Consider the following 22,565-nt stretch of genomic DNA (forward strand, 5'->3'; position numbering starts at 1 on the left):
TTAATTACCCAGCTAGGCTGATCGTTTGGCCCTGCTCTGACGCCTGTTGTGCGGCAAGGCCGATACGCACAGCCCAGATCCCATCACGCAGTGAGACCTCGGGTTTGGCGCGCTCGCCCCTGACCAGCTCCAGAAAGCCTTTGTGCTGGTAATAAGTCGAGCCATTGTGGTCGCCAGCCGCCAGCAACTCGGGATCAACGGGGATGTCGCGCTGGATTGGGCCTTTCGGTGCGCGAGGGCTGATGATCAGCTGTGGCACAGGCGCGTCGCCCAGATGTTCGGGCCAGAAGCGGCCCGGGCCGGGCACAAGCGCTTCGATCTTGGCATCGCGCCCAATGGCCGAGATTTCTTCTTGATACCGCGAACCTTCAGCAAACATGCAAAGCTCGAGCATCGCGCGCGCGCCCGAAGCAAAATCGACAATGACATAGCCGTGGTCCAGAATATCTGGAGTATCGCCGTCATAAACTTCGTCCAAATGATTGACGGCTTGGCCTCCGCTTGCGGAAACGCGAACCGGGTCTGATTGCAGGATCAGGCGCATGAGGTCGAAGAAGTGGCAACATTTTTCGACGAATGTACCGCCAGTGTTACGGTTGAACCGGTTCCAATTGCCGACCTTTTCGAGGAACGGAAAACGGTGTTCGCGGATCGTGAGCATCTTGATCCCACCACCGGCGGTCGCTGCTTCATCGATCAGCGCCGTGATCGGGGGCATATAGCGATATTCCATCGCGACCCAGATCGGGTGCGGATAACTGCGCTCTAACTGCTCAAGCCATGCAAGATCGGCAGGATCAGTGAACAATGGTTTCTCGATCAACAGGGGCAGGGGGCGGGTTTCCGCAATCTCGGCCAGTTGATCAACATGCAGGTGGTTGGGGCTGGCGATGACCAGACAGTCCAGATCATTGACTGCCAGAAGGTCCTGAAGGGAAGACATCATCTGCGCGTCGGGTGCAATCGCCTGCGCCTTATACGCCATCTCCGTGTCGGGTTCGAAGATTGCGGCGACTCGTGTGCCCTCAAGCAGAGCAATGTTGTGCAGGTGTTCCTGCCCCATCATGCCGCATCCGATCAGCCCGTAATTGGTGGTCCGGGTCATGCGCAGTTCCTTTTATTTCAGGCGTTGAACGTATGTGGCTCGATCTGGATCAAACCATGTTTTTGAAAACTCGATAGGTTCAGCTTTCTCAGACCAACTGAACCGTTCGATATACCCTGCGGCTTGGCCCGCAGGTTTGGTGAAGCCTTCAGGAGTCCAGTCGGGCAGGGCACTGACAGAAACGCGATCCTCTGCCCGTGTGATCCAGAAGCCAAGCTGTTGCTGGTAATAGCGATAAAGCGAGTCGGACAGCAGGTTCTGGTCGATGGTCCCGGCTGATTCGTCCAACCAGATTTCTTCGACCGCGATGATTGTGTCATTCAGATAACGCATCCGGCGTACACGCGAACCGCTATCAGACAGGCCGAACTTCGGCAGTTTCGCAGGCTTCTTGAGATGATCAACCGACAGGATGTCGGCACGCGGCAACCCGCCGCCTTCGGGCAGTTCCAGCCGGAACATAGCATAGACGCTGTTCTGCGTTCCGGTCTCGCGGATGTAGTTGCCCGAACCCTGAATACGCTCCAACATGCCTTTTTTCTCAAGCTCGGCGAGCGATTTTCGCAAGGTCCCGACCGAGACATTTAGGTTCGAAGCCATGTCCCGTTCAGGTGGAAGACGCTCACCATCAATCAGACGGCCCGCAGCTATATCGCGGATCAGAAGCTCTGAGATCTGGACATAGATCGGCAGGGCATTTGGATTGCGGCTGCTGGCGGACATTGAGGGCACTTCACTCGGTCGCAGGAAAAATTGATACACTATTGATCTACATCAATGCGCTTGCTACGCAAGAGGAAAGTCAAAGATGTACGGAGCGTGAATCAAATGACCATCGTCCCCATCACATCCCCCGACCTGGATGCGGCCGAGGTTTCGTGGTTTGCAGCGCTTTGCTCGGATGACTACCAGTTTCTGGGTGTGCCCGATGGTGAACTGCGATCCAGCTGGGAGCATTGTTCAGGCATCGTGAAAGAGGCCGAGGCGCAAGGGTTTCGCAACATCCTGTGTCCGTCATCGTATCAGGTCGGTCAGGATACGTTGAGCTTTGTTGCAGGCTGCGCCCCGATCACTGAAAAGATCAACCTGCTGGCCGCCGTGCGCTGTGGTGAAATGCAGCCCATCATGCTGGCCCGCACCATCGCGACGCTGGACCACATGCTAAAGGGGCGGCTGACAGTCAACATCATCTCGTCCGATTTCCCGGGCGAGAAAGCCGACAGTGCGTACCGCTATCAGCGTTCGCGCGAAGTGGTCGAGATCCTGAAACAGGCCTGGACGCAGGACGAAATCAACCATGCGGGCGAGGTCTATAACTTTTCAGGCCTGACCACCGACCCGGCTCGGCCTTACCAGACCGGTGGCCCACTGCTGTATTTCGGCGGCTACTCGCCGTCTGCTTTGGACCTGTGCGGTGAACATTGCGATGTCTACTTGATGTGGCCGGAAACAAAGGATCAGTTGGCCGAGCGGATGAAAGCCGTTCATGCAGTTGCCGAGAATTACAATCGTACTCTGGACTACGGCCTGCGCGTCCACATGATCGTGCGGGATACCGAGGCTGAGGCACAGGAATACGCCGACTACATCGTTTCGAAACTGGATGACGAATACGGTCGCGCGATCCGCGAGAGGGCGTTGGACGCGACATCGTTGGGTGTGGCGCATCAATCCAAGAACCGTGATCTGGCGGATGAATATGGCTATGTCGAACCCGGGCTGTGGACTGGCGTCGGACGCGCACGTTCGGGCTGTGGCGCTGCGCTGGTCGGTTCGACCGATCAAGTTATGTCTAAGATCGAAGAGTATCAGAAGATGGGCATTCGCGCTTTCATCTTCTCGGGCTACCCGCACATGGACGAGGCCAAGCATTTTGGCGCCCGTGTGATGCCCAACCTGAAAACCTGCTCGCTTCCCGAAGCCTACGGGTGCGTGCCAGCAACCACCCCGGCAACCCCGCTGGGCAACGGAGTTCGTCGCTGATGCAACGTGTGAAACTATCTGACACGCTGGAAATGAGCCGCCTTGTCTATGGCATGTGGCGCTTGGGTGATGACAGTGACACCTCGACCGCGCATGTCGAGGCCAAGATACAGGCCTGTCTGGATCAGGGCATCACTACCTTCGATCAGGCCGACATTTATGGCGGATACGCGGCCGAAGCCGTTCTGGGCAATGCCTTGCGCACCAATCCCAGCCTGCGCCAGAAAATGGAGATCGTCACCAAATGTGACATCGTCGCGCCGATGGGGCGTTATGCCGAGGCCAAGGTCAAATATTACGACACGTCGCGTGTGCATATTCTGAAATCGGTCGATATATCTCTGTCGGAAATGGCGATCGACCACATCGACTTGCTACTGATCCACCGCCCGGATCCAATGATGGATCACCATGAAACCGGTGCAGCGCTGGATGAGGTGGTTGCCAGTGGCAAGGTCGGCGCGGTTGGTGTGTCCAACTTCCGCCCTTGGGACTGGTCTTTGCTGCAGTCGGCGATGAAAACCCAATTGGTCACCAATCAGGTAGAGATATCTCTGGGCGAGATCAGCCCGTTCACCAACGGTGATCTGGCGTTCCATCAACAGCATGGTCACCCGCTTATGGCGTGGTCTCCACTGGGTGGAGGCCTTTTGATGGCCGGGAATCCACCGGTCGGCGTTGTAGCGGATGAGATCGCCGCAGAATTCGGGGTGGATCGCGCCGCTGTGGCCGTTGCCTTCCTGCTCGCGCATCCGGCGAACATCCTGCCGGTTTTGGGCACAAATAATCTGGGCCGTATCAAACGCGCCTCGGATGCGTTGAAGGTCAAGCTGGATCGTGAAAGCTGGTACCGCCTGTATGAGGCGGCGCTGGGACATGAGGTGCCATGATGAACGCAATCTCGCGCGATATGAACCATACATTCGTCCCGCATAAGGACGACACGCGAACCCTGCGCGATGCTTTTGGCCGTTTTGCCACCGGAGTTACTGTCGTGACCTGCGACAGTGAGGATGGGCCAATCTGCATTACCGCCAACAGCTTTTCGTCCCTGTCGCTGGATCCACCGCTGGTGATGTGGGCGGGCGACCGCAATTCGCGCCGGTTCCGCTATTTTCACGCGGCGCGTCACTTCAGCGTGCATGTTCTGTCTGCTGAACAGGCCGAGCTGTGCTTTGGCTGTTCAAAAGACGCCCATGCGCTGCGTGATATCGAACATGACCGTTGTGAAAACGGCACCCCGTTGTTGCCGGGTAGTCTTGCCCGGTTCGAATGCGAGCAGCACGCTTATCACGATGCAGGCGATCATGTGATCGTGGTGGGCAAAGTTCTGAAAGTCAGTATGGCGGATGGAGACGCGCTGACGTTCTTTGCCGGAAAACTCGGCCAATTCGCGCAGAGCTAAGCGCGATATGAAGACTGCGGTTCAAACCCGCAGCTGACAGTGGGAGGATCCGCATGGGCGGACTGGCATCGGCGTTGACGCCGATTGCATTCGTGAACGAAACCGTGCTGCGTCTGGGCCGCGCGGTCGGTGTTGTTGCGATTGCAGCTATGGTTATCGCGATCCTGATTCAGGTGTTCTTCCGATATGTCTTGGGCAACGCCCTGCCATGGCCGGATGAGGCTGCCCGGTTCTGCATGCTCTGGATGACGGGTCTGATGGCCCCCACAGCTTTCCGCCGCGGAGGGTTCGTCGCCATCGATATGCTTGCACGTTTCCTGCCGCGCGTGCTTGGTCAATCGCTCAATTTGTTCCTGCTGCTGATCTCGCTGGCCGTGCTGCTTGTTGCGGTCAATATCGGCTGGTCTGAGGTTACGGGCTTTGGTGGCCGGTTCGCCACTGCGGCGTTGTACCTGCCTACCTCTTTCGGGTTCGATGAATGGTACCGTATTCCGCGCAGTTGGATGATGGCCTCGCTGCTGGTTGGGATCATCTTGCTGATCTCGGTCAATATCGAACTGATCTTGCGGTCGATAGTAACCATGCTGGGCGGAGCACATCTTTTGCCTGAAATTCCCGAAGCTGCGGTGGGGGCTGAATAAATGCTGATTTGGTTCCTGCCCACCTTCCTGATTTTCCTGCTGATCGGCCTGCCGGTCTTTTTCGCACTGCTGGCAGCGCCCGGCATTCTGCTATGGCTCAGCGGTCAGACCAACGACATTACGCTGCTCTATCGCAATGTCTATAACGGTATGGATAGCTTCCCGCTGATGGCGATCCCTTTCTTCATGCTGGCCGGAGAACTGATGAACCGGGGCGGCATCACCATCCGCCTCGTCGAGTTCAGCCAGGCCCTGATGGGCCACCTGCGGGGCGGCCTTGCGCATGTGAACGTCCTCAGCTCGATCCTGTTCGCGGGCCTTTCAGGGTCCGCTGTCGCTGATACTTCGGCGCTTGGGTCAATGCTGATCCCGGCGATGGAGAAGCAAGGCTATACCCGCAAATTTGCCGCCGCGATCACGGCAGCCAGTTCGGTGATCGGGCCGATCATCCCGCCCTCGGGCATCATGATCATCTATGCCTATGTCATGGGTGAAAGTGTGGCAGCGCTCTTTCTCGCTGGCATCGTGCCCGGTGTGATGGTGGGCGTTGGCCTGATGCTGATGATCAAGGTCATGGCTGACCGTTATGACTTCCCTGTCGCGAGCCGCAAATACACTTGGCCCGAACGCCGTCAGGCCAGCCTAAAAGCGTTCTTCCCACTGATGACCCCTGTGATCATCCTGGGCGGAATACTGGGTGGCATCTTTACCCCAACCGAGGCCGCCGCAGTCGCAGTAGGGTATGCCTTCATCATCGGTTTCTTCGTCCTGCGCACATTGACGTGGAAAGAAGTCCCCGAGGTGCTCAGCAATGCAGGTATGACCTCAGCTGTCGTCCTGTTGTTGGTCGGGGCGGCAATGGCGTTCAAGACGGTCGTTAGTCTTAGCCATGCGCCGGAGCAGCTGGCCTCGCTAATCCTCAGCCTGTCGGAAAACCCGCTGATCCTGCTGTTCCTGATCAACCTGCTGCTGTTCATCGTCGGAATGTTCCTGGATGCAGGCCCCGCTATTATCATCCTTGGCCCGATCCTCGGTCCGATCTTCACCAGCCTCGGTGTAGACCCGATCCATTTTGCCATTATCATGAGCGTCAACCTGACCGTCGGTCTGGCCACCCCGCCCATGGGGCTGGTGCTGTTCGTAGCCGCCGCCGTGTCTCGGGAACGGGTTGAAACCATCGCCAAGGCAATCCTGCCGTTTCTGGCGGTCGAAATCATCGTGATCTTCTTGATCACATACATCCCCGCACTATCCATGACGATCCCGAGGATAACGGGATTTGCAAACTGAACTGAGTATCACAGGGAGGAAACGCATGCTCAGAAGATTTATCAAAACCGCAGCGGTGGCCACGTCGCTAGTGGCCGCGTCTGCGATTGCCGCGGCTGCCGCCGACTACACGCTACGCGCCACTGCAAACTCGAATGAAAACGACGAAGACTATGACGGTCTGGTCGTTTTCAAGAACTACGTTGAGGCGGCCTCGAACGGAGCCATTGAGGTTGAGCTGTTCATAGGTACGCAGCTCTGCTCGAACGGTGCCGAGTGCCTGCAGGGTGTGGCAGACGGTACGATCGACATCTACATCTCAACCTCTGGAGGGGCCTCGGGCATCTTCCCTTACGTGCAGGTTCTGGACCTGCCTTACCTGATGGCCGATGACCGCATTGCCGAACATGTCCTATCTGGTGATTTCACCCGGCAGATGCGCGACATGGCGCTGGAGGATTCCGGCGGTGCGATCCGTCTGATGACAATCGGCAATACAGGTGGCTGGCGCAACTTCGCCAATACACAACGCCGTGTTGCTGAGCCGGCTGACATGGAAGGTCTGAAAATCCGCACCGTGGTTGCCGACCTGCCGCAGGAGCTGGTCAAAGCACTGGGTGCATCACCGACCCCGATCCCGTGGCCAGAACTGTTCACCAGCTTCCAGACCGGCGTGGTTGAGGGCTCGAAAAACGGCATCACTGACATCATGGGTATGAAGTTCCCTGATGCAGGCCTGCAATATGTCACGCTGGATGGGCATGCCTACATGGGTGCGCTGTGGTGGATGAACAACGCCAAGTTCCAGGAGATGCCAGAAGATATGCGCCGCGTGGTAGTTGACGGTTTCTATGCTCTCCAGCAGGCAACCTTTGCCTCACCCAAGCGCAAGTCGATCCAGGCGTATGAGGATTTCGTTGCCGGCGGTGGTGACCTTTATGTCCTGACACCCGACCAGAAAGCTGCTTTCAAAGAAGCCGCAACCCCGGTCTATGACTGGTTCCAGTCCAATGTGGCACGTGGTGATGAGATCTTTGTAGCGTTGACTGACGCTGTGGCAGCAGCCGAGGCGGATGTTAATGCCTCACGTGATGCGGATCTGAACTGAATTGCTGGGCCGGGCCCTGGGGTCCGGCCCTCACCGAAACGGGTACATCCACCCTTTGTAGTCGTTGACCAGAACATGCGCCTTCTCGATCTGCTCCGGCGACATTTTTTTGACCACTTCTTCAAGGCTGATCGCCGCATCGGGGTCGCCGCCAATGGCGCTGAGCGTGTACCACATGTACGCTCGAACCAGATCAGGCGCGGGCATGCCCAGACCCAACTCGTAGTACCAACCGATACCAGATTGCGCCCCGGGATGACCTTTCATCGAGGCGCGCAAGTACCATTCAAACGCGCGTTCATAGTCCTGTTCGACTCCAAGTCCCAACCCGTACATCACACCGATCAATTCCTCGGCTTCGGCATTGCCGGACCGCGCTGCCGGCAGCAATTCCTCACGCGCGGCTTCAAACTCTCCGGCCTCCATCAGATCGCGTGCTTTTTCCAGTTCAGCCAGCGCTGGGGTCGCGAGAAGGCACAGGGCAAATACAAACTGGCGCATGGGGTTGCTTTCCTTTTGGCAGGGGCTGCGGCAGCTCAGGATCTGCCGCGCCCGCTGACGGATGACGATTTCATCCCCTTTGATATGGAACAGGCCGCTATCGGTCATCAACTGTTTTACGATCCCATATTATCGGGAAACCGGAACATAAGCTGCGCCCATTGCCATCACCCGGATTTCGGCACCTCGGACGGGTTGTCGCTGGGCATTGGCGAGGGCGGGCAGGGGCTTGGCCCAGATCGCACGCCGGGCACCGGAGCGGACAAAATCCGCAAGCGTATTCCCCGCAATTCGCCGGGGCTTTGGAACCTTGGGGCAAAGGACCTTCACACGGTCTTCCATGACGGTCGCCTAAGTATCTCTGACGTCTACGGTAACGGCTTCAATTCGCCCGCGCAGGAATGGCTGCCGGAGGGGTTGAATTCACTGCTGGCCGCGCAGGCACTTTTCCCGCTGACCTCGCAATTCGAGATGGCCGGAAATGTGGCCGAAAATCAAGTCACCGGCGCGGTGCATGACCGCATCGACAAGGGCTGGCCGATCCTCGCCAAACGCGTGCGCACTGATCCGCGCTATGGGCCTGCCATGGTCAAGGCATTCGATGACATCGACACGACCGAGGACATCACGATCACCCAAGTAGCCAACGCGCTGGCGGCATTCATGGCGCTGGAATGGCGCAGCATGGACAGCCCGTTCGATCAATATCTGGCCGGAGATAACACCGCCCTGACGCCTCGGCAAAAGGACGGCATGACCCTGTTTTATGGTGAGGCAGGTTGCGCAAGCTGCCACTCGGGCCCGTTGCTATCGGATCAAGAATTCCACGCGCTGAGCTTGCCGCCATTTGGACCGGGCAAGACCCGCCAATGGGACCCCTATGCCCGCGACGCGGGTCATATGGGTGAAAGCAACCGTCTTGAGGACGCCTATCGCTTTCGCACACCGATGCTGCGCAATGTGACAGAGACAGCGCCTTATGGTCACAACGGTGCCTTTCCCGATCTGGAAGGCATTATTCGCCACCACTTGAACCCATCTCAGAGCCTCGCTGCCTGGACCCCTGATTTGGCCGGGCTGCCCAACGTGCCGTGGCTTGAGAATGTGGATTTCATCGTCTGGCAGGACCGGTTTGAGATGGAGCGTCATCGCCAGAAAATTGACATCGAACCGCTGGAACTGACCGATGCCCAGGTCGCAGATCTGGTGGCGTTCATGGGTGCATTGACCGGGACCACACTGGATGCGCCACTGTTCGGTGTGCCAGATGGGTTTGAGCCCTAGAGCCAAGTCTCATAGCGTGAAAACAACTAATGCGCCAAGTGCGATTGTTGAGAGAAAGGACACCAGGCTTCGGTCATATCGGTTCTCTACGCGTCGCCAATCCTTCAGGCTGCCGAATATGAACTCGATCCGATTACGGCGTTTGTAGCGACGCTTATCGTACTTCACCGGTCTCTTTCTCTGTTGCCAATCTGGAATGCACGCGCGTAAACCCGGTAACTGCCGTCCGACTCTGACATTCGGACGGACGGTTTGCCACCAAGGAGGTAAGCATCTATTTTCTTTGAAAAAAGTGGTGAGCCGTGCAGGATTCGAACCTGCGACCCACTGATTAAAAGTCAGTTGCTCTACCAACTGAGCTAACGGCCCACTCTTTTTAGGATCTCTTCGATCCGCAGCACTCTGTAAGGTAAATACCCGACCGGGTTCAAGACCTTATTTCGTACTTCAGTTCGCCGTCATTCGTATGAGTTCGGCGCCCCGATAGGCGGCCTAATTAGGCAGGTGGAACTGGGGGGTCAACCCCTTTTTTCAGGAATCTACGCGACAGGGTGGATTCATGTCCGGACCGGCGTTATACGCCCGCCATGCAACAGATACTCGACACCGGTTTGGCCTTTATGAAGATGCACGGGTTGGGCAACGACTTTGTCGTTGTCGATGCGCGCGCGCATGCCGTGCCGGTCACCCCGGCCCTTGCCAGGGGAATCGGGCACCGGCAGTTCGGCGTGGGGTTCGATCAGTTGGCAGTGATCGAACGCGGCGAAGCGGATGCGCATCTGGTGTTCTACAATGTCGACGGGTCGACTTCGGCTGCGTGTGGCAACGCCACGCGCTGTATCGCTCGGTTTCTGATGGACGAGACGGGCAAATCCGAACTCACGCTCACAACTGAACGCGGCACACTGCAGGCCTGCGACGCTGGCGATGGACTGACGTCGGTGAATATGGGGCACCCCCAACTCCTTTGGAACGAGATTCCCCTGGCGGAAGAGATGGACACGCTGGAACTGCCGATAGAAGGTGGTCCAACAGCGACCGGCATGGGCAACCCGCACTGCACTTTCTTTGTCGACAACGCCGAGGCCATTCCGATGGAAGAGTTCGGCGCGCGTTACGAATACCATCCACTCTATCCCGAACGCACCAATGTTCAGGTCGCACAGATAGTCGCACCCGACCACATCCGCATGCGGGTGTGGGAGCGAGGAGTGGGGATCACTCTGGCCTCGGGGTCATCATCTTGCGCCACCGCTGTTGCTGCCTCACGTCGAGGCCTCACTGGACGTAAGGTGCAAGTGGATCTGGACGGCGGCACGATCTGGGTCGACTGGCGCGAAGATGGGGTCTGGATGACGGGGCCCACAGCCCATGTGTTTTCGGGCACGCTGACGCCTGAATACCTGAGGTCACTGGAATGAACCCACCCAAGTTCAGCACTTTGGGCTGCCGCCTGAACGCCTATGAAACCGAGGCAATGAAAGAGCTGTCGCAGCAGGCGGGGCTAACGGATGCTGTGATCGTGAACACTTGCGCGGTTACGGCCGAGGCAGTCCGCAAGGCGCGGCAGGAGATTCGCAAGCTGCGCCGCGAAAACCCCTCGGCACGTCTGATCGTCACCGGGTGCGCGGCGCAAACCGAGCCGCAGACCTTTGCTGAAATGGACGAAGTAGACGCAGTCATCGGCAACACCGAAAAGATGCAACCGGATACCTGGAAAGGCATGGCCGCCGATTTCATCGGTCAGACCGAGGCGGTTCAGGTTGACGACATCATGTCTGTCACGGAAACCGCCGGGCATCTGATTGATGGCTTCGGAACCCGCTCACGCGCCTATGTACAGGTTCAGAATGGCTGCGATCACCGCTGCACCTTCTGTATTATCCCATACGGCCGGGGCAATTCTCGCAGCGTCCCTGCGGGCGTTGTGGTGGATCAGATCAAACGATTGGTCGATAGGGGCTACAACGAAGTTGTTCTGACCGGGGTCGATCTGACCTCATGGGGCGCGGATCTGCCCGCTCAGCCGAAACTGGGCGATCTCGTGATGCGCATCCTTAAACTGGTGCCCGATCTGTCTCGCCTGCGCATCAGCTCAATCGACTCGATCGAAGTCGACGAGAACCTGATGCATGCCATCGCGACCGAGCCGCGCCTGATGCCCCATTTACATCTGTCCTTGCAGCATGGCGACGATCTGATCCTGAAGCGCATGAAACGCCGCCACCTGCGCGAAGATGCGATTCGTTTCACTGAAGACGCCATCAAACTACGACCCGACATGACTTTTGGCGCGGACATCATCGCTGGCTTCCCGACCGAGTCCGAGGCTCATTTCGAGAATTCCCTCAAGCTCGTCACCGAGTGCAACCTGACCTGGCTGCATGTATTCCCCTATTCCAAACGCGAAGGCACTCCGGCAGCCCGCATACCGCAACAGATCAACGGCAATGTCATCAAAGAACGCGCCGCGCGCCTACGCGCCGCCGGCGATGCACAAGTCATCAAGCATCTGACGGCACAGATCGGCAAAACCCACAATATCCTGATGGAAAATCCCACAATGGGCCGCACCGAACAATTCACCGAAGTAACCTTCGGCAACGCCCAACCCGAAGGCGAGATCGTAATCGCGACGATACGGGGGCACAGCAAAGCTCAATTACAAGTGTGATCCGTTCTTCATCTGGCCAAAAATACCTCGGGGATGAATTGGCCGCAGGCCAAGAAGGGGCTGGCCCCTTCCACACCATCGCAACAAAAAAAAACCCCGTCACCGTGATGGCGCGGGGGTTTAGTTTTTAGTTATACGTCGACCTTAGTCCAGACGTTTGCCCTTTATCGGTGCCCACAGGCGCTTGTTCACAAGGTACAGCAGAACAGACAGAACTGTCAGGAACAGAACACCGACGAAACCGGCATTTTTGCGCTCCATCATTTTCGGCTCGGCGCTCCACATCAAGAAGGCTGCTATGTCTTCGGACATTGCCTCAACGGTTGCAGGATGTCCGTCGGCAAATTCAACCTGATCTTCTGCCAGCGGCGGAGCCATGGAAATCCAACCACCGGGGAAGGCTTTGTTCTCATAGAGAACAGTACCGGCTTCTTCCTTTTCTTCACCGGTATAACCATCCAGAAGCGAGGCAATATATTCCGCGCCCCCCATGCCTTTGACCAGCTGGTTGATGCCCAGACCGTAAGGACCATGGAAACCGGCACGGGCCTTCGCCATCAGGCTCAGGTCAGGCGCGCCGACACCGTTGTTGGCCGGGAAGTGGTCGGTCGGGATTGCCGGGCGGAAATCGTCCAGCTCGGGATCGAACACCTCGAAGTTGTCGGCCGCGTAGGTGATGACTTGCTCTTCCGAATACCCCAAATCTTCAAGGGTCCGAAGAGGTACATATTGCAGACCATGGCAGGCTGCGCAGACCTCGGTATAGATCTGCAGGCCGCGCTGAAGCTGGTTCTGATCCCAGGTTCCAAACGGTCCCTCGAACGAGAAGTCGAAATCTTCGATGTGCTGCTCACCGCCACCTGCCGCAAAAGTCGAGGCGGGCGCAAGGGCCAAAGCGAACGCGGCACCGATTGCAAGTTTCTTGAACATGTTTCCGGTCCCTCTTCTTACTCGGCCGGCGTGGCGTCGGCGTTTGCCTTGCCATAATGCGCGTTGAAGTCTTCTTCGATGGTTTCCGGCTGCGCCTCGGGTTTTTCGATGACACCCAGGATCGGCAGGATCACGAAGAAATAGGCGAACCAGTAAGCCGAAGCGATCAGCGAGAAGGTCGCATAGGGCTCTTCCGCGGGCATCGCACCCAGCCACATCAAAGCAAAGAAGTCGATGATCAAAAGGTAGAACCACCATTTGAACATCGGACGATACTTGCCCGAACGCACGGTCGAGGTGTCCAGCCAAGGGGCTAAGGCCATCGCCAAGATCGCACCAAACATCGCAATCACACCAAAGAACTTGGCGTCGATGATGCCGCCGGTGATGAAGCTGGCGAACTGAACGACCCAGACTTCGCCAGTGAACGCACGCAGGATCGCGTAGAATGGCAGGAAGTACCATTCAGGGACGATGTGCGCAGGAGTAACCAGCGGGTTGGCTTCGATATAGTTGTCCGGGTGACCCAGATAGTTCGGCATGTAGCCCACGATGGCCCAGAACACGACCAGAATGACCGCCAGCGCGAACAGATCCTTGATCACGAAATAGGGCCAGAACGGCAGCGTGTCTTTCTCTGCCTCGGCTTTCGAGCCACGGCGAACCTCAACACCTGTCGGGTTGTTGTTGCCTGTGGTGTGGAAGGCCCAGATATGCACGATCACAAGCGCCGCGATAACAAACGGCAGAAGGTAGTGCAGCGAGAAAAAGCGGTTCAGAGTGGCGTTGTCCACCGCAGGTCCGCCCAGCAACCAGGTCTGGATCGCATCACCAACAAACGGGATCGCACCAAACAGGCCGGTGATCACGGTCGCACCCCAGAAGGACATCTGACCCCAGGGCAGAACGTAGCCCATGAACGCAGTGCCCATCATCATCAGGTAGATCAGCATCCCGATGATCCACGTAATCTCACGCGGGGCTTTGTACGAGCCGTAGAACAGGCCGCGGAAGATGTGAATGTAGACCGCAACAAAGAACAGCGACGCGCCGTTCATGTGCAGATAGCGCAGCATATAGCCGCCATTCACGTTGCGCATGATGTGCTCGATGCTGGCAAAGGCCAGATCAACATGCGGAGTATAGTGCATCACCAGAACGATACCGGTGACGATTTGCAGCGCCAGACAGAACGTCAGAACGATACCCCAGATCCACATCCAGTTCAGGTTCTTTGGGGTCGGGATCATCAGGGTATCATACAGCAGGCCGACAATCGGCAGGCGGCTGTTCAGCCACTTCTCGCCATTTGTCTTCGGCTCGTAATGATCGTGGGGAATTCCGGACATAAGTTAGGTCTCCCTTAGCCGAGCTTGATGGTGGTGGCGTCCACCCATTCAACGGGCGGAATGGGCAGGTTTTCAGGCGCGGGGCCTTTGCGGATACGACCGGCAAGATCGTAGTGCGAGCCGTGGCAGGGGCAGAACCAACCGCCAAAATCGCCAGCATCGCCAAGCGGCACACAACCCAGGTGTGTACAAACACCCATCTGAACGATCCACGCCCCTTCTCCTTCGCCTTCGGGCGAAGGCATGACGCGATTGGCGTCGGTCGCTGGTGCATCGGCGTTCAAATTGAAGTTGCGAGCCAGCGGGTCAGGCAGCGCGTCGACACCTTCAGCGTCCTGCTCCTGAGCTTCCTGAATCTCGGCACCTGTGCGGTGACGGATGAAAACAGGTTTACCCAACCACTTTGCAGTCAGCTGCGTGCCCGGCTCTACCCCGCTTACATCCACACGGATCGAGGACAGCGCCTGGACGTCTGCCGATGGGTTCATTTGATTTACCAGGGGCCAAACGGCAGCCCCGGTGGCAACGACACCTGCGCCGCCAGCGACGTAGTAGAGGAAATCTCTGCGGGTGCCTTCGTGGTCTTCAGCTTGGGACACGAGGTTATCTCCGATTATCTGGCGCCCGCGAACGGGCATAAAGCTCGCGCACCGCACAAGTGCGGCGTCTTAAACGGGGTATCTATCGGGGAGAATAGAGTTCGTCCAGCGCTCTTAAACGCGCAATACGCCGCATCTAAGCATTCATGTCACGGTGAAAGGGCAAAATTTCAATCTCAAATGCAGATTTCAACCCTCAGAGCGGCGAATTGGCGCCAGGCAGGCGGGACGTGATTCGGCATCGACCCGCGCTGGTAGATCCCCAAATTGAAATCTCCTCACCCTATGCGAACGCCGCCGATTTCACGTGCATCTCTACCTTAGGAACACTGTATTCCTTCTATTTTAGCGCGATACGATTCCTCTTATATTATTAATATAAAATAGATATTTCAAACACGTGATTATCTACCAGAATTCGATTGCACTCTAAACGGGAATGCGTGAAAGGCCACAGGCGCAATATTCCCAGCCGGAGATGTTCAATGCTCAAAATAGCAGCAACCGTAGTTTTTGTTTCGTTTCTGACTTCAGTACAGGCGATCGCAGCCGGCGATCCGGCGAAAGGCGAACAGCTCTATAACAGATGCTCTTCGTGCCATGCGATCATCAAAAATGGCGAGGTTCTGGTCAAAGGCGGCATCACCGGGCCGAATCTCTTTGGCGTAGTTGGCCGCACCGCCGGAACTGAGAACGATTATCTTTATGGAAGTGAACGTTTGCCCATCGGGATGTTCACCGACGACATGATCCGCGCCGGGCAAGAAGGGCTTGTGTGGACTGAAGAAAACATCGCCGCCTATTCTCGGGATCCGATCGGGTTCATCAAGGAATATCTGGATGATGACACCGCCCGCCCGAACATGAGCGTCAAGCTGAAAAAAGGCGCAGATGACATCGCTGCTTATCTCGCCACATTCAGCGCTCAATGAATGGAAGGCGAGAACGCGTGCCTCAGGCCTTGCGCATCAACGAGGCCAAGCGCGCCACCTCGCTGCCAAGTCCTGCTGAGTGCACGTGATCAGCCGCGCGATGTCGCGCCTCATCGGGTTTGTTCTGATTCAGCTTCCAAGTGCCGTCGATATCCGAGATCATGAGTCGGCAGGGAACGATCATGCGCATCATTCTATCCAGCGCGTCTGGTGTCATCTTGGACGCCAACCATGGCGGCTTTGGCAGCAGGCGATTTTCAAAGTCTGCCGCCTGCCGGTCGAGCAGATTTCGCAGGTCGTCCGTTGGCCGCATCTCAAGCACACCAGTTAGATGCACCGCTACATAGTTCCAGGTCGGCACCTGATCATCGACTTCGTACCAGTCAGGCGAGATATACCCATCCGGCCCCAACACAGCGATCTTCGCAGGTTGCGGCTGTTTCAGCGCCCTAACAATCGGATTTGACCGGACCAGATGCAGGTCAGCCGATGAAGCATCCTCGTTCAGAAGAAAGGGAACGTGGCTTAACAACGGTACATCCGATGTCGACACCGCCAGAACACCAAAGGCGCGGTCACGTGCAAACTCGATGTGACGCTCGCGCGTCTCGGCGCGAAAGGTGGGATTGGGATGCATATTCGTCCTCCTGCCAATTTCTCTTGCAGAAGCGATATCTCCTTGGCAAGGTCCCACTCGTTCTCAGGGCGGGGCGAAATTCCCCACCGGCGGTATGCGGGCATGACCCGTAAGCCCGCGAGCGGCCCCGGTCTCCGGGGTGTCAGCAGATCTGGTGAGAAGCCAGAGCCGACGGTTACAGTCCGGATGAAAGAGAACGTGCAGCACGCCGGTAATGCGGTGTGCCTGCTCGTGATCGCCTTGGGTGACGTGTCTGTTACGAAAGGAGATCATGATGACACACACCCGCTATGCTTTTGTCAAAGCCAACTGGCATTCAGATATCGTGGATCGCGCGCTGGATGGGTTTCTCGAACTAATTCCGGCCGATCAGGTTGATGTATTCGACGTTCCGGGCGCTTTCGAGATGCCCCTGCTGGCCCGTGACCTGGCGCAAACGGGGCGCTACGCCGCCGTAGCCTGCGCTGCCTTTGTAGTGGATGGCGGCATCTACCGGCATGACTTCGTCGCACAAGCGGTTGTCGATGGCTTGATGCGGGCCGGGCTCGATTCAGGTGTTCCGGTCCTGTCGGTTTCGCTGACACCGCATCAGTATCAGGAAACGGATCACCACAACGCCATCTATCGCGCGCATTTCATCGAGAAAGGGCGCGAGGCAGCTCATGCAGCGCTCAAGATCGCCGCAACCCGCGCCACGGTGGCTCAAGCCGCCTGATTTATTCCAATCGCGCCGCCCACAGGGCGGCGCTTGCTTCTCTGCAAATGCAAATCCACTTGAGGACCAAGGCACTCCCCGCTAATCACGTCGCTCAAAGGAGCATGCCCCATGTCGATGAACAGTTTTGGCCACCTCTTCCGCGTTACCACCTGGGGTGAAAGCCACGGGCCCGCTTTGGGTGCGACCATCGATGGCTGCCCTCCGGGTGTCACAATCGATGAGGGCATGATTCAGCATTGGCTGGACAAGCGCAAACCAGGTCAGAACAAATTCACCACACAGCGGCGCGAACCCGATCAGGTTAAAATCCTGTCCGGTGTGTTCGAAGGCCAGACCACGGGCACACCGGTGCAGTTGATGATCGCGAACACCGATCAGCGCTCGAAAGACTACGGCGACATCATGGACAAGTTTCGTCCGGGACACGCCGACATCACATATTGGCAGAAGTACGGGATCCGTGACTATCGCGGCGGCGGGCGCAGTTCGGCGAGGGAAACGGCATCACGTGTGGCGGCCGGAGGACTCGCGCGTGAGGCTATCAAACAGATCGCTCCGAATGTTCAAATCACCGGTTATATGACCCAGATCGGTCCGCACAAGATCGACCGTGCCAATTTCGACTGGTCGCAGATCGAACAGAATCCATTCTGGACGCCCGACGCCAAAGCAGCCGAAGATTGGGCCGCTTATCTGGACGACCTGCGCAAATCCGGCAACTCGGTCGGCGCAGTGGTCGAAGTGGTCGCGCGCGGCGTTCCGGCGGGGCTCGGCGCGCCGGTTTATGCCAAGTTAGATACTGATCTGGCTGCAGCCATGATGTCGATAAACGCCGTTAAAGGGGTTGAAATCGGTGAAGGCATGAGCGCCGCCGAACTGACTGGCGAGGCCAACGCCGACGAGATATTCATGGGACAGGACGGCCCTCAATACAGCTCGAACCACGCTGGCGGTATTCTGGGCGGCATTTCGACCGGCCAGGATCTTGTGGTGCGCTTTGCGGTCAAGCCGACCTCGTCCATTCTGACCACCCGCAAGACCATCACCAAATCCGGCGAAGAGACCGAGATCATTACCAAAGGCCGCCACGACCCCTGCGTCGGCATCCGCGCCGTTCCGGTAGGTGAGGCAATGATGGCTTGCGTGATCCTCGATCACCTGCTCCTGCACCGTGGTCAAATCGGCGAGAACCGTGGACGGATTGGCTGATCTGCGCGCTTCGCTGCGCGCTGTCGTCAGGCAACGGATGCAGACGGATCCGGCGCATGATCTGGCGCACTTGGATCGGGTTTGGGTTAATGCGCAGGCGATTGCGGATGATGAAACCAACCCGCGTGTCTTGCTGGCGGCGTGTTATCTGCATGATCTGATCAACCTGTCAAAAGATGATCCGGATCGGCATCTGGCCTCGATGCGATCCGCCGCTGAATCAGAGCCTATTCTCGCAGACCTTGGCTATACAGCCATCGAAACGGAAGCTGTTCAGCACGCCATTGCCGCCCATAGCTTTTCGGCCAACATCCCGCCCGAAACACCCGAGGCGAGAATACTACGGGATGCCGATCGTCTGGATGCGTTGGGTGCTATCGGTATCGCCCGCAACTTTTCAGTATCGGGCGCCCTGGGACGCACCCTTTATGACCCGTCAGATCCGTTTGCCGAAAACCGTTTGCCGAATGACCTGATTTTTTCAATCGATCACTGGCAAATAAAACTGCTGCGCTTACCCAATGATATGCTGACCGAAAAAGGCAGGGCCATCGCGCAGGACAGAGCCGCGCGGATGATGAGGTTTCTAAAGGACCTGTCAGAGGAAATTGGAGCTCAGCTTCCACTAGACTGGTCCAATCTCTGATACGGCAACTTTGGCCAGTTGATCTTTCCGCCTCAAAGGCGCAGGTTCGCGACCATGGCGAAATCCTTAACATCGCATCGTCCGGCATTGGCCGTGGCGCTCAAGCTCAGTGCGCTCGTGCTGTTCACGACGATGTCTGCATTGGTCAAGGCTTTGTCAGATGATTTCCCGCCGGGAGAGATGGTGTTTTTCCGCTCGCTTTTCGCGATTCCGGTTATCATCGCCTGGCTGGTCTGGCGAGGAGAGCTGGTGCATGGCTTTGTTGTCAAGAAGCCGATGGGCCATTTCTGGCGCGGGGTTCTGGGAACCTCGGCGATGGGGCTGACCTTTACTGGTCTTAGCCTGTTGCCGCTGCCCGAAGTAACCGCCATCGGATATGCAACCCCGATCTTCACGCTGATTCTGGCAGCAATCATGTTGGGCGAGCGGATACGAGTGATTCGTATCGGGGCCGTCGCGCTTGGCCTTGTCGGCGTTCTGATCATGATCTGGCCCCGGCTGGGTTCAGGCACTGCCGAAACCGCCGCAACAATAGGTGCGCTTTGCGTGCTGGCTGCAACCGTTGCCCGTGCCTTTGTGCAGATACATATTCGCCAACTGGTACAGGTGGATCATCCCGCCGCAATCGTGTTCTATTTCTCTCTCACAGCGACCTTGCTTTCGGGTCTCACAGTGTTTTGGGGCTGGGTTATCCCGACATGGGAGCAAGCCGCATTGCTGGTGACAATCGGCCTGATCGGCGGAGTGGCGCAGATTCTAGTGACCTCGTCCTACAAGTTTGGACAAGCGTCAATGCTGGCACCTTATGACTACACCACAATGCTGTTCGCCATTGTCATTGGTTATTTCTGGTTCGATGAGTTGCCAACCCTGGTGATGCTGGGCGGCGCGGCGTTGGTGATTGCAGGCAACGTCGTGGTGATCCTGCGTGAACGACAACTTGGCCTTGATCGGACCAAAGCGCGATCAGCAACGGATCCCAAAGCCTGACTTTACCTTTCGCAATCTTTCCCTAGGTTGGGTCGCGATATACCTATGAGGTTTCCCGATGAGCGACGCACAGAACCACAAAGAAAAGATGCAAGAGGTGCAAGCCAAGCACCGCAAGAAAGTCTCGGAAGCGGTCGATCCCGGCCGGGGACTGGTGCTGATCAATACAGGTAAGGGCAAGGGAAAATCCTCGGCTGCATTTGGCGTGGTGATCCGGGCATTGGGCTGGGGCCAGAAAGTGGCTGTGGTTCAGTTCATCAAGGGCAAGTGGAAAACCGGTGAGCGCAGGTTCTTTGAGGAACGCGACCTGGTCACCTGGCACACAATGGGCGAAGGGTTTACCTGGGATACGCAGGACCGCGAGCGCGACATCGCGGCTGCGACTTCGGCCTTCAACAAGGCCTGTGATCTGATGAAAAGCGGCGACTACGATCTGGTTGTCCTCGACGAGATCAATATCGCCCTGCGCTACGAATACCTTTCAGTAGACACTGTTATTGAAGGGCTTCAGACCCGATCAGACAAAACCAGTGTATTCCTGACTGGCCGGGATGCCCCGCAAGCCCTCAGGGACTATGCGGATCTGGTAACCGTGATGACCGAAGAAAAACACCCGTTCCAAGCCGGCATCAAAGCCCAACGTGGTGTGGATTTCTAGGCCCGCGCGCCACCCTCATTCAGCGCGCGCATCGAATCGCGCCTGACTGCGTACATCGTTGCGGCTGAGCGTTCTTCGAGCGCCCGGCAGCGCTCGGCGTTGCAGGTCTTGTGATCGAGATAGGCCGCGACTTCTGAGGTTAGCGCGTCGCAATCACACGATGCACAGCAGGGATCGGCCATCAGTTCTTCAAATCGATCACGCAATCGCGGGCTCCTTTGGTCGTTCCCGGGGCGATGGCTGGCTTTCACATCTGCTTTTGCTGAGCCCACAGATCGCCCCGGAACCAGTTGCTTGATGGTGTCATCTGGCGCTGCGCTATATCTGATGGTTTTTGTCGGAAAATTCAAGCCTGAAAATCTGATGCAACAGGGGCGACCCATTGGGCAAATTTGGCCTTATTAGTGTCTAAAACAAAAAAAGGCCATCCGGATGCCCGCATGGCCCAGCTGATCGCTACGGTTCTGACTCACTTCAAGCAATAGCGCTCTGTTCGGGCGCGCTGAGCGAGATCACCACAACGACTGCGGCCCCGTTCACCCAGTAGAACAACGCATCAAGCCCAGAAAATCCAAACAGGCTGGGCGCAAACAGGAACGTGACGCCGACAAGCAGATCAACAGCCAAGTGGAACTTGTATGGCAGAACCCGCCAAATCCCAAGGTGATGGTCTGTCAGAACGGTCAGCACGAATGCTGCAATGCCGGTCACAACGGACAGCCAAAGTGCCAGCGGGCTGGACTGGCCCAGCCCCAGAACAAAAGGCAAAACCATCAGCGCAATCGCAACCGGGTAGTCAAGATAGGCATGGACAGAGCGGGTGACAAAACGCAGGGACATGTGAACTTCCTTTCTTCAATCAGTGATGATCAAAGATTAGGGGCGCGCGATTGAACGCAACATCTCAGTTCGTTTTGCATTTACTGCAGATCGTTCAATTAGTCCGTGCGATTAGTGCATCGCACGATACGCGGCGGGCGACAGTCCGACCTGCTTCTTGAACACGCGTGAAAACGCAGCCTCGGACGCGTATCCCACTTCTGCTGCAGCATCCGCAACGTTCCAGCGATTTTCGGTCAACCCATGGCACGCGATCTGCATCCGCCAGTCCGTCAGGTACTGCATCGGGGTAGTCCCCATCTTTTGTGAGAAAAGCTGCGCAAATGCGGTGCGTGACATTGCTGCTTCTCGCGCGAGCATCGCAACGCTCCACTCCTGCGCCGGAGACTGGTGAAATGCTGTCAGCGCCCGCGAGATGCGCGGATCGGCAAATCCGGCAAGCGCGGCATCATGAGGACTTTGGTGTTCAAGGTATGCCCGGATCGCTTGCGCAAACAGCACTTCGGACAGTTTCAGCGCGATCAGATCACCGCCGATACGAGCACCGGACACTTCAGATCCGATCATGCGCAATGTCGCCTCGATCCAGGCACCCGCTTCTTCACCGTAATTCTCGATCAGTATAAAAGGTGGCAACCGGTCGATCAGCATATGACCGGTTCCGTTTCGCCCGGCTGGCCCGGTGAATGAGAAATGTCCGCAAATCAGTTGCGTATCGCGCTCATCTTCCTCACCGCCATAAACTAGGACACCATCGCCTTTGTAGCCTGACAGCTCTAACACCTGCTCAAGGGGCAAGGCATCATAGGGTTTGACTTCATTACACAGCAGCGCATGCGGCGCACCGTGAGGAATAAGAATCAGATCACCCTGCCGCAACCGCAAGGTCTCGCCGGTTGTTGGCAGGTGCACCTTCAATTCACCGCGTTGCACAAAGTGAAACCGGGCCACGTTCTCGAAGCCCGGCACCTGTATCCCAAACGGCGGAGTAAAGGATGTGCGGAAATAAAATGTGCCACGCAGAGAAAGGCGTGTAAGGATATCGCTGAGAAGATCTAACATGAGCCAACGATACGGCTTGGCCCGG

The 22,565-nt window shown here is 57.1% G+C and carries 26 protein-coding genes, 1 tRNA gene and 1 riboswitch; of the genes, 15 read left to right on the forward strand and 12 right to left on the reverse strand.

Annotated elements, in window-relative coordinates; all coding sequences use genetic code 11:
• Positions 1 to 4: 4 nt before the first annotated feature.
• Together ACR0AH_RS17065 and ACR0AH_RS17070 are read right to left on the reverse strand one after the other, a co-directional pair.
• Entirely contained in the window at positions 5 to 1,105 is a 1,101-nt protein-coding gene (locus ACR0AH_RS17065) for a Gfo/Idh/MocA family protein (RefSeq protein WP_480592923.1), read from the reverse strand.
• A gap of 12 nt (positions 1,106 to 1,117) precedes the next feature.
• On the reverse strand, positions 1,118 to 1,828 hold the full coding sequence (locus ACR0AH_RS17070; protein ID WP_480592925.1) for a GntR family transcriptional regulator: 711 nt from the start codon (positions 1,826 to 1,828) through the stop codon (positions 1,118 to 1,120).
• 105 nt (positions 1,829 to 1,933) lie between these two features.
• Between ACR0AH_RS17070 and ACR0AH_RS17075 the strand changes: the two genes are divergently transcribed.
• Genes ACR0AH_RS17075 through ACR0AH_RS17100 form a run of 6 tightly spaced genes read left to right on the forward strand, consistent with a single transcriptional unit; the run spans position 1,934 to position 7,511 of the window.
• Positions 1,934 to 3,088, forward strand: coding sequence for an LLM class flavin-dependent oxidoreductase (locus ACR0AH_RS17075; RefSeq protein ID WP_480592926.1), 1,155 nt, complete (start codon positions 1,934 to 1,936; stop codon positions 3,086 to 3,088).
• Complete coding sequence (locus tag ACR0AH_RS17080; RefSeq protein WP_480592927.1) at positions 3,088 to 3,978, forward strand: aldo/keto reductase; 891 nt, start codon at positions 3,088 to 3,090, stop codon at positions 3,976 to 3,978. Before ACR0AH_RS17075 ends, ACR0AH_RS17080 begins: the two co-directional genes overlap by 1 nt.
• Positions 3,978 to 4,493 carry a flavin reductase family protein gene (locus tag ACR0AH_RS17085; RefSeq protein WP_170408253.1) on the forward strand — a complete coding sequence of 172 codons (516 nt, stop codon included), beginning with the start codon at positions 3,978 to 3,980 and terminating at the stop codon, positions 4,491 to 4,493. Before ACR0AH_RS17080 ends, ACR0AH_RS17085 begins: the two co-directional genes overlap by 1 nt.
• Positions 4,494 to 4,546: 53 nt before the next feature.
• Complete coding sequence (locus ACR0AH_RS17090) at positions 4,547 to 5,134, forward strand: TRAP transporter small permease (protein ID WP_480592929.1); 588 nt, start codon at positions 4,547 to 4,549, stop codon at positions 5,132 to 5,134.
• On the forward strand, positions 5,135 to 6,424 hold the full coding sequence (locus tag ACR0AH_RS17095; protein ID WP_480592931.1) for a TRAP transporter large permease: 1,290 nt from the start codon (positions 5,135 to 5,137) through the stop codon (positions 6,422 to 6,424).
• Between the two features lie 25 nt (positions 6,425 to 6,449).
• Complete coding sequence (locus ACR0AH_RS17100; protein ID WP_170408182.1) at positions 6,450 to 7,511, forward strand: TRAP transporter substrate-binding protein; 1,062 nt, start codon at positions 6,450 to 6,452, stop codon at positions 7,509 to 7,511.
• Between the two features lie 30 nt (positions 7,512 to 7,541).
• Here ACR0AH_RS17100 and ACR0AH_RS17105 read toward each other — a convergent pair whose 3' ends face one another.
• Positions 7,542 to 8,012: a tetratricopeptide repeat protein gene (locus ACR0AH_RS17105; protein ID WP_170595133.1), complete on the reverse strand. Its 471-nt coding sequence runs from the start codon at positions 8,010 to 8,012 to the stop codon at positions 7,542 to 7,544.
• 15 nt (positions 8,013 to 8,027) lie between these two features.
• Between ACR0AH_RS17105 and ACR0AH_RS17110 the strand changes: the two genes are divergently transcribed.
• The gene (locus tag ACR0AH_RS17110) at positions 8,028 to 9,296 is read left to right on the forward strand and encodes a cytochrome-c peroxidase (RefSeq protein WP_480592932.1); all 1,269 of its coding nucleotides are present in this window, start codon (positions 8,028 to 8,030) and stop codon (positions 9,294 to 9,296) included.
• 9 nt (positions 9,297 to 9,305) lie between these two features.
• Here ACR0AH_RS17110 and ACR0AH_RS17115 read toward each other — a convergent pair whose 3' ends face one another.
• Together ACR0AH_RS17115 and ACR0AH_RS17120 are read right to left on the reverse strand one after the other, a co-directional pair.
• Positions 9,306 to 9,638: a transposase gene (locus ACR0AH_RS17115; RefSeq protein WP_480592992.1), complete on the reverse strand. Its 333-nt coding sequence runs from the start codon at positions 9,636 to 9,638 to the stop codon at positions 9,306 to 9,308.
• Positions 9,590 to 9,665, reverse strand: a tRNA-Lys gene (locus ACR0AH_RS17120). The genes ACR0AH_RS17115 and ACR0AH_RS17120 overlap by 49 nt, the downstream gene beginning before the upstream one ends.
• 218 nt (positions 9,666 to 9,883) lie before the next feature.
• Between ACR0AH_RS17120 and dapF the strand changes: the two genes are divergently transcribed.
• Both dapF and mtaB read left to right on the forward strand, forming a co-directional pair.
• Positions 9,884 to 10,717, forward strand: a complete 834-nt coding sequence (gene dapF, locus ACR0AH_RS17125; protein ID WP_223117377.1) for a diaminopimelate epimerase — start codon at positions 9,884 to 9,886, stop codon at positions 10,715 to 10,717.
• A complete protein-coding gene (gene mtaB / locus ACR0AH_RS17130; protein WP_170425588.1) occupies positions 10,714 to 11,970 on the forward strand; it encodes a tRNA (N(6)-L-threonylcarbamoyladenosine(37)-C(2))-methylthiotransferase MtaB in 1,257 nt (418 codons plus the stop codon). The genes dapF and mtaB overlap by 4 nt, the downstream gene beginning before the upstream one ends.
• A gap of 144 nt (positions 11,971 to 12,114) precedes the next feature.
• Here the strand turns inward: mtaB and ACR0AH_RS17135 are convergent, their stop codons facing one another.
• From ACR0AH_RS17135 to petA, 3 genes are read right to left on the reverse strand one after another with little or no spacing between them, the layout of a single operon-like run.
• Positions 12,115 to 12,900: a cytochrome c1 gene (locus ACR0AH_RS17135; RefSeq protein ID WP_170398299.1), complete on the reverse strand. Its 786-nt coding sequence runs from the start codon at positions 12,898 to 12,900 to the stop codon at positions 12,115 to 12,117.
• A gap of 17 nt (positions 12,901 to 12,917) precedes the next feature.
• Complete coding sequence (petB, locus tag ACR0AH_RS17140; protein ID WP_480592935.1) at positions 12,918 to 14,249, reverse strand: cytochrome b; 1,332 nt, start codon at positions 14,247 to 14,249, stop codon at positions 12,918 to 12,920.
• 14 nt (positions 14,250 to 14,263) lie between these two features.
• Positions 14,264 to 14,848, reverse strand: coding sequence for a ubiquinol-cytochrome c reductase iron-sulfur subunit (gene petA, locus ACR0AH_RS17145; protein WP_170398293.1), 585 nt, complete (start codon positions 14,846 to 14,848; stop codon positions 14,264 to 14,266).
• A gap of 485 nt (positions 14,849 to 15,333) precedes the next feature.
• Between petA and ACR0AH_RS17150 the strand changes: the two genes are divergently transcribed.
• Positions 15,334 to 15,780 (forward strand): c-type cytochrome, encoded by a 447-nt coding sequence (locus tag ACR0AH_RS17150; protein ID WP_170425585.1) that lies wholly within the window; start codon positions 15,334 to 15,336, stop codon positions 15,778 to 15,780.
• A gap of 22 nt (positions 15,781 to 15,802) precedes the next feature.
• Here the strand turns inward: ACR0AH_RS17150 and ACR0AH_RS17155 are convergent, their stop codons facing one another.
• The gene (locus tag ACR0AH_RS17155) at positions 15,803 to 16,417 is read right to left on the reverse strand and encodes an FMN-binding negative transcriptional regulator (RefSeq protein ID WP_170398286.1); all 615 of its coding nucleotides are present in this window, start codon (positions 16,415 to 16,417) and stop codon (positions 15,803 to 15,805) included.
• A 55-nt stretch (positions 16,418 to 16,472) separates the two neighbouring features.
• Positions 16,473 to 16,619, forward strand: a riboswitch (FMN riboswitch).
• 72 nt (positions 16,620 to 16,691) lie between these two features.
• On the opposite strand from ACR0AH_RS17155, the gene ACR0AH_RS17160 reads away from it, so the two are divergent.
• From ACR0AH_RS17160 to cobO, 5 genes are all read left to right on the forward strand, one after another.
• Positions 16,692 to 17,132, forward strand: coding sequence for a 6,7-dimethyl-8-ribityllumazine synthase (locus ACR0AH_RS17160; RefSeq protein ID WP_170398283.1), 441 nt, complete (start codon positions 16,692 to 16,694; stop codon positions 17,130 to 17,132).
• Positions 17,133 to 17,243: 111 nt separating this feature from the next.
• A complete protein-coding gene (aroC, locus tag ACR0AH_RS17165; protein WP_170648328.1) occupies positions 17,244 to 18,344 on the forward strand; it encodes a chorismate synthase in 1,101 nt (366 codons plus the stop codon).
• Positions 18,328 to 18,990, forward strand: a complete 663-nt coding sequence (locus ACR0AH_RS17170; protein ID WP_170648326.1) for an HD domain-containing protein — start codon at positions 18,328 to 18,330, stop codon at positions 18,988 to 18,990. Before aroC ends, ACR0AH_RS17170 begins: the two co-directional genes overlap by 17 nt.
• A 54-nt stretch (positions 18,991 to 19,044) precedes the next feature.
• Positions 19,045 to 19,980, forward strand: a complete 936-nt coding sequence (locus tag ACR0AH_RS17175) for a DMT family transporter (RefSeq protein ID WP_480592937.1) — start codon at positions 19,045 to 19,047, stop codon at positions 19,978 to 19,980.
• Positions 19,981 to 20,038: 58 nt separating this feature from the next.
• Positions 20,039 to 20,638: a cob(I)yrinic acid a,c-diamide adenosyltransferase gene (cobO, locus tag ACR0AH_RS17180; RefSeq protein ID WP_480592939.1), complete on the forward strand. Its 600-nt coding sequence runs from the start codon at positions 20,039 to 20,041 to the stop codon at positions 20,636 to 20,638.
• On the opposite strand, the gene ACR0AH_RS17185 is transcribed toward cobO, so the two are convergent.
• The 3 genes from ACR0AH_RS17185 to ACR0AH_RS17195 all read right to left on the reverse strand — a co-directional run bounded on the left by ACR0AH_RS17185 (position 20,635) and on the right by ACR0AH_RS17195 (position 22,540).
• Positions 20,635 to 20,844: a hypothetical protein gene (locus ACR0AH_RS17185; protein WP_170398221.1), complete on the reverse strand. Its 210-nt coding sequence runs from the start codon at positions 20,842 to 20,844 to the stop codon at positions 20,635 to 20,637. The genes cobO and ACR0AH_RS17185 overlap by 4 nt on opposite strands.
• A 268-nt stretch (positions 20,845 to 21,112) precedes the next feature.
• The gene (locus ACR0AH_RS17190; protein WP_480592940.1) at positions 21,113 to 21,478 is read right to left on the reverse strand and encodes an SPW repeat domain-containing protein; all 366 of its coding nucleotides are present in this window, start codon (positions 21,476 to 21,478) and stop codon (positions 21,113 to 21,115) included.
• 111 nt (positions 21,479 to 21,589) lie between these two features.
• Complete coding sequence (locus ACR0AH_RS17195; protein WP_170613144.1) at positions 21,590 to 22,540, reverse strand: AraC family transcriptional regulator; 951 nt, start codon at positions 22,538 to 22,540, stop codon at positions 21,590 to 21,592.
• Positions 22,541 to 22,565 lie beyond the last annotated feature (25 nt).

The sequence above is a fragment of the Ruegeria sp. AM5 genome, assembly GCF_056540645.1.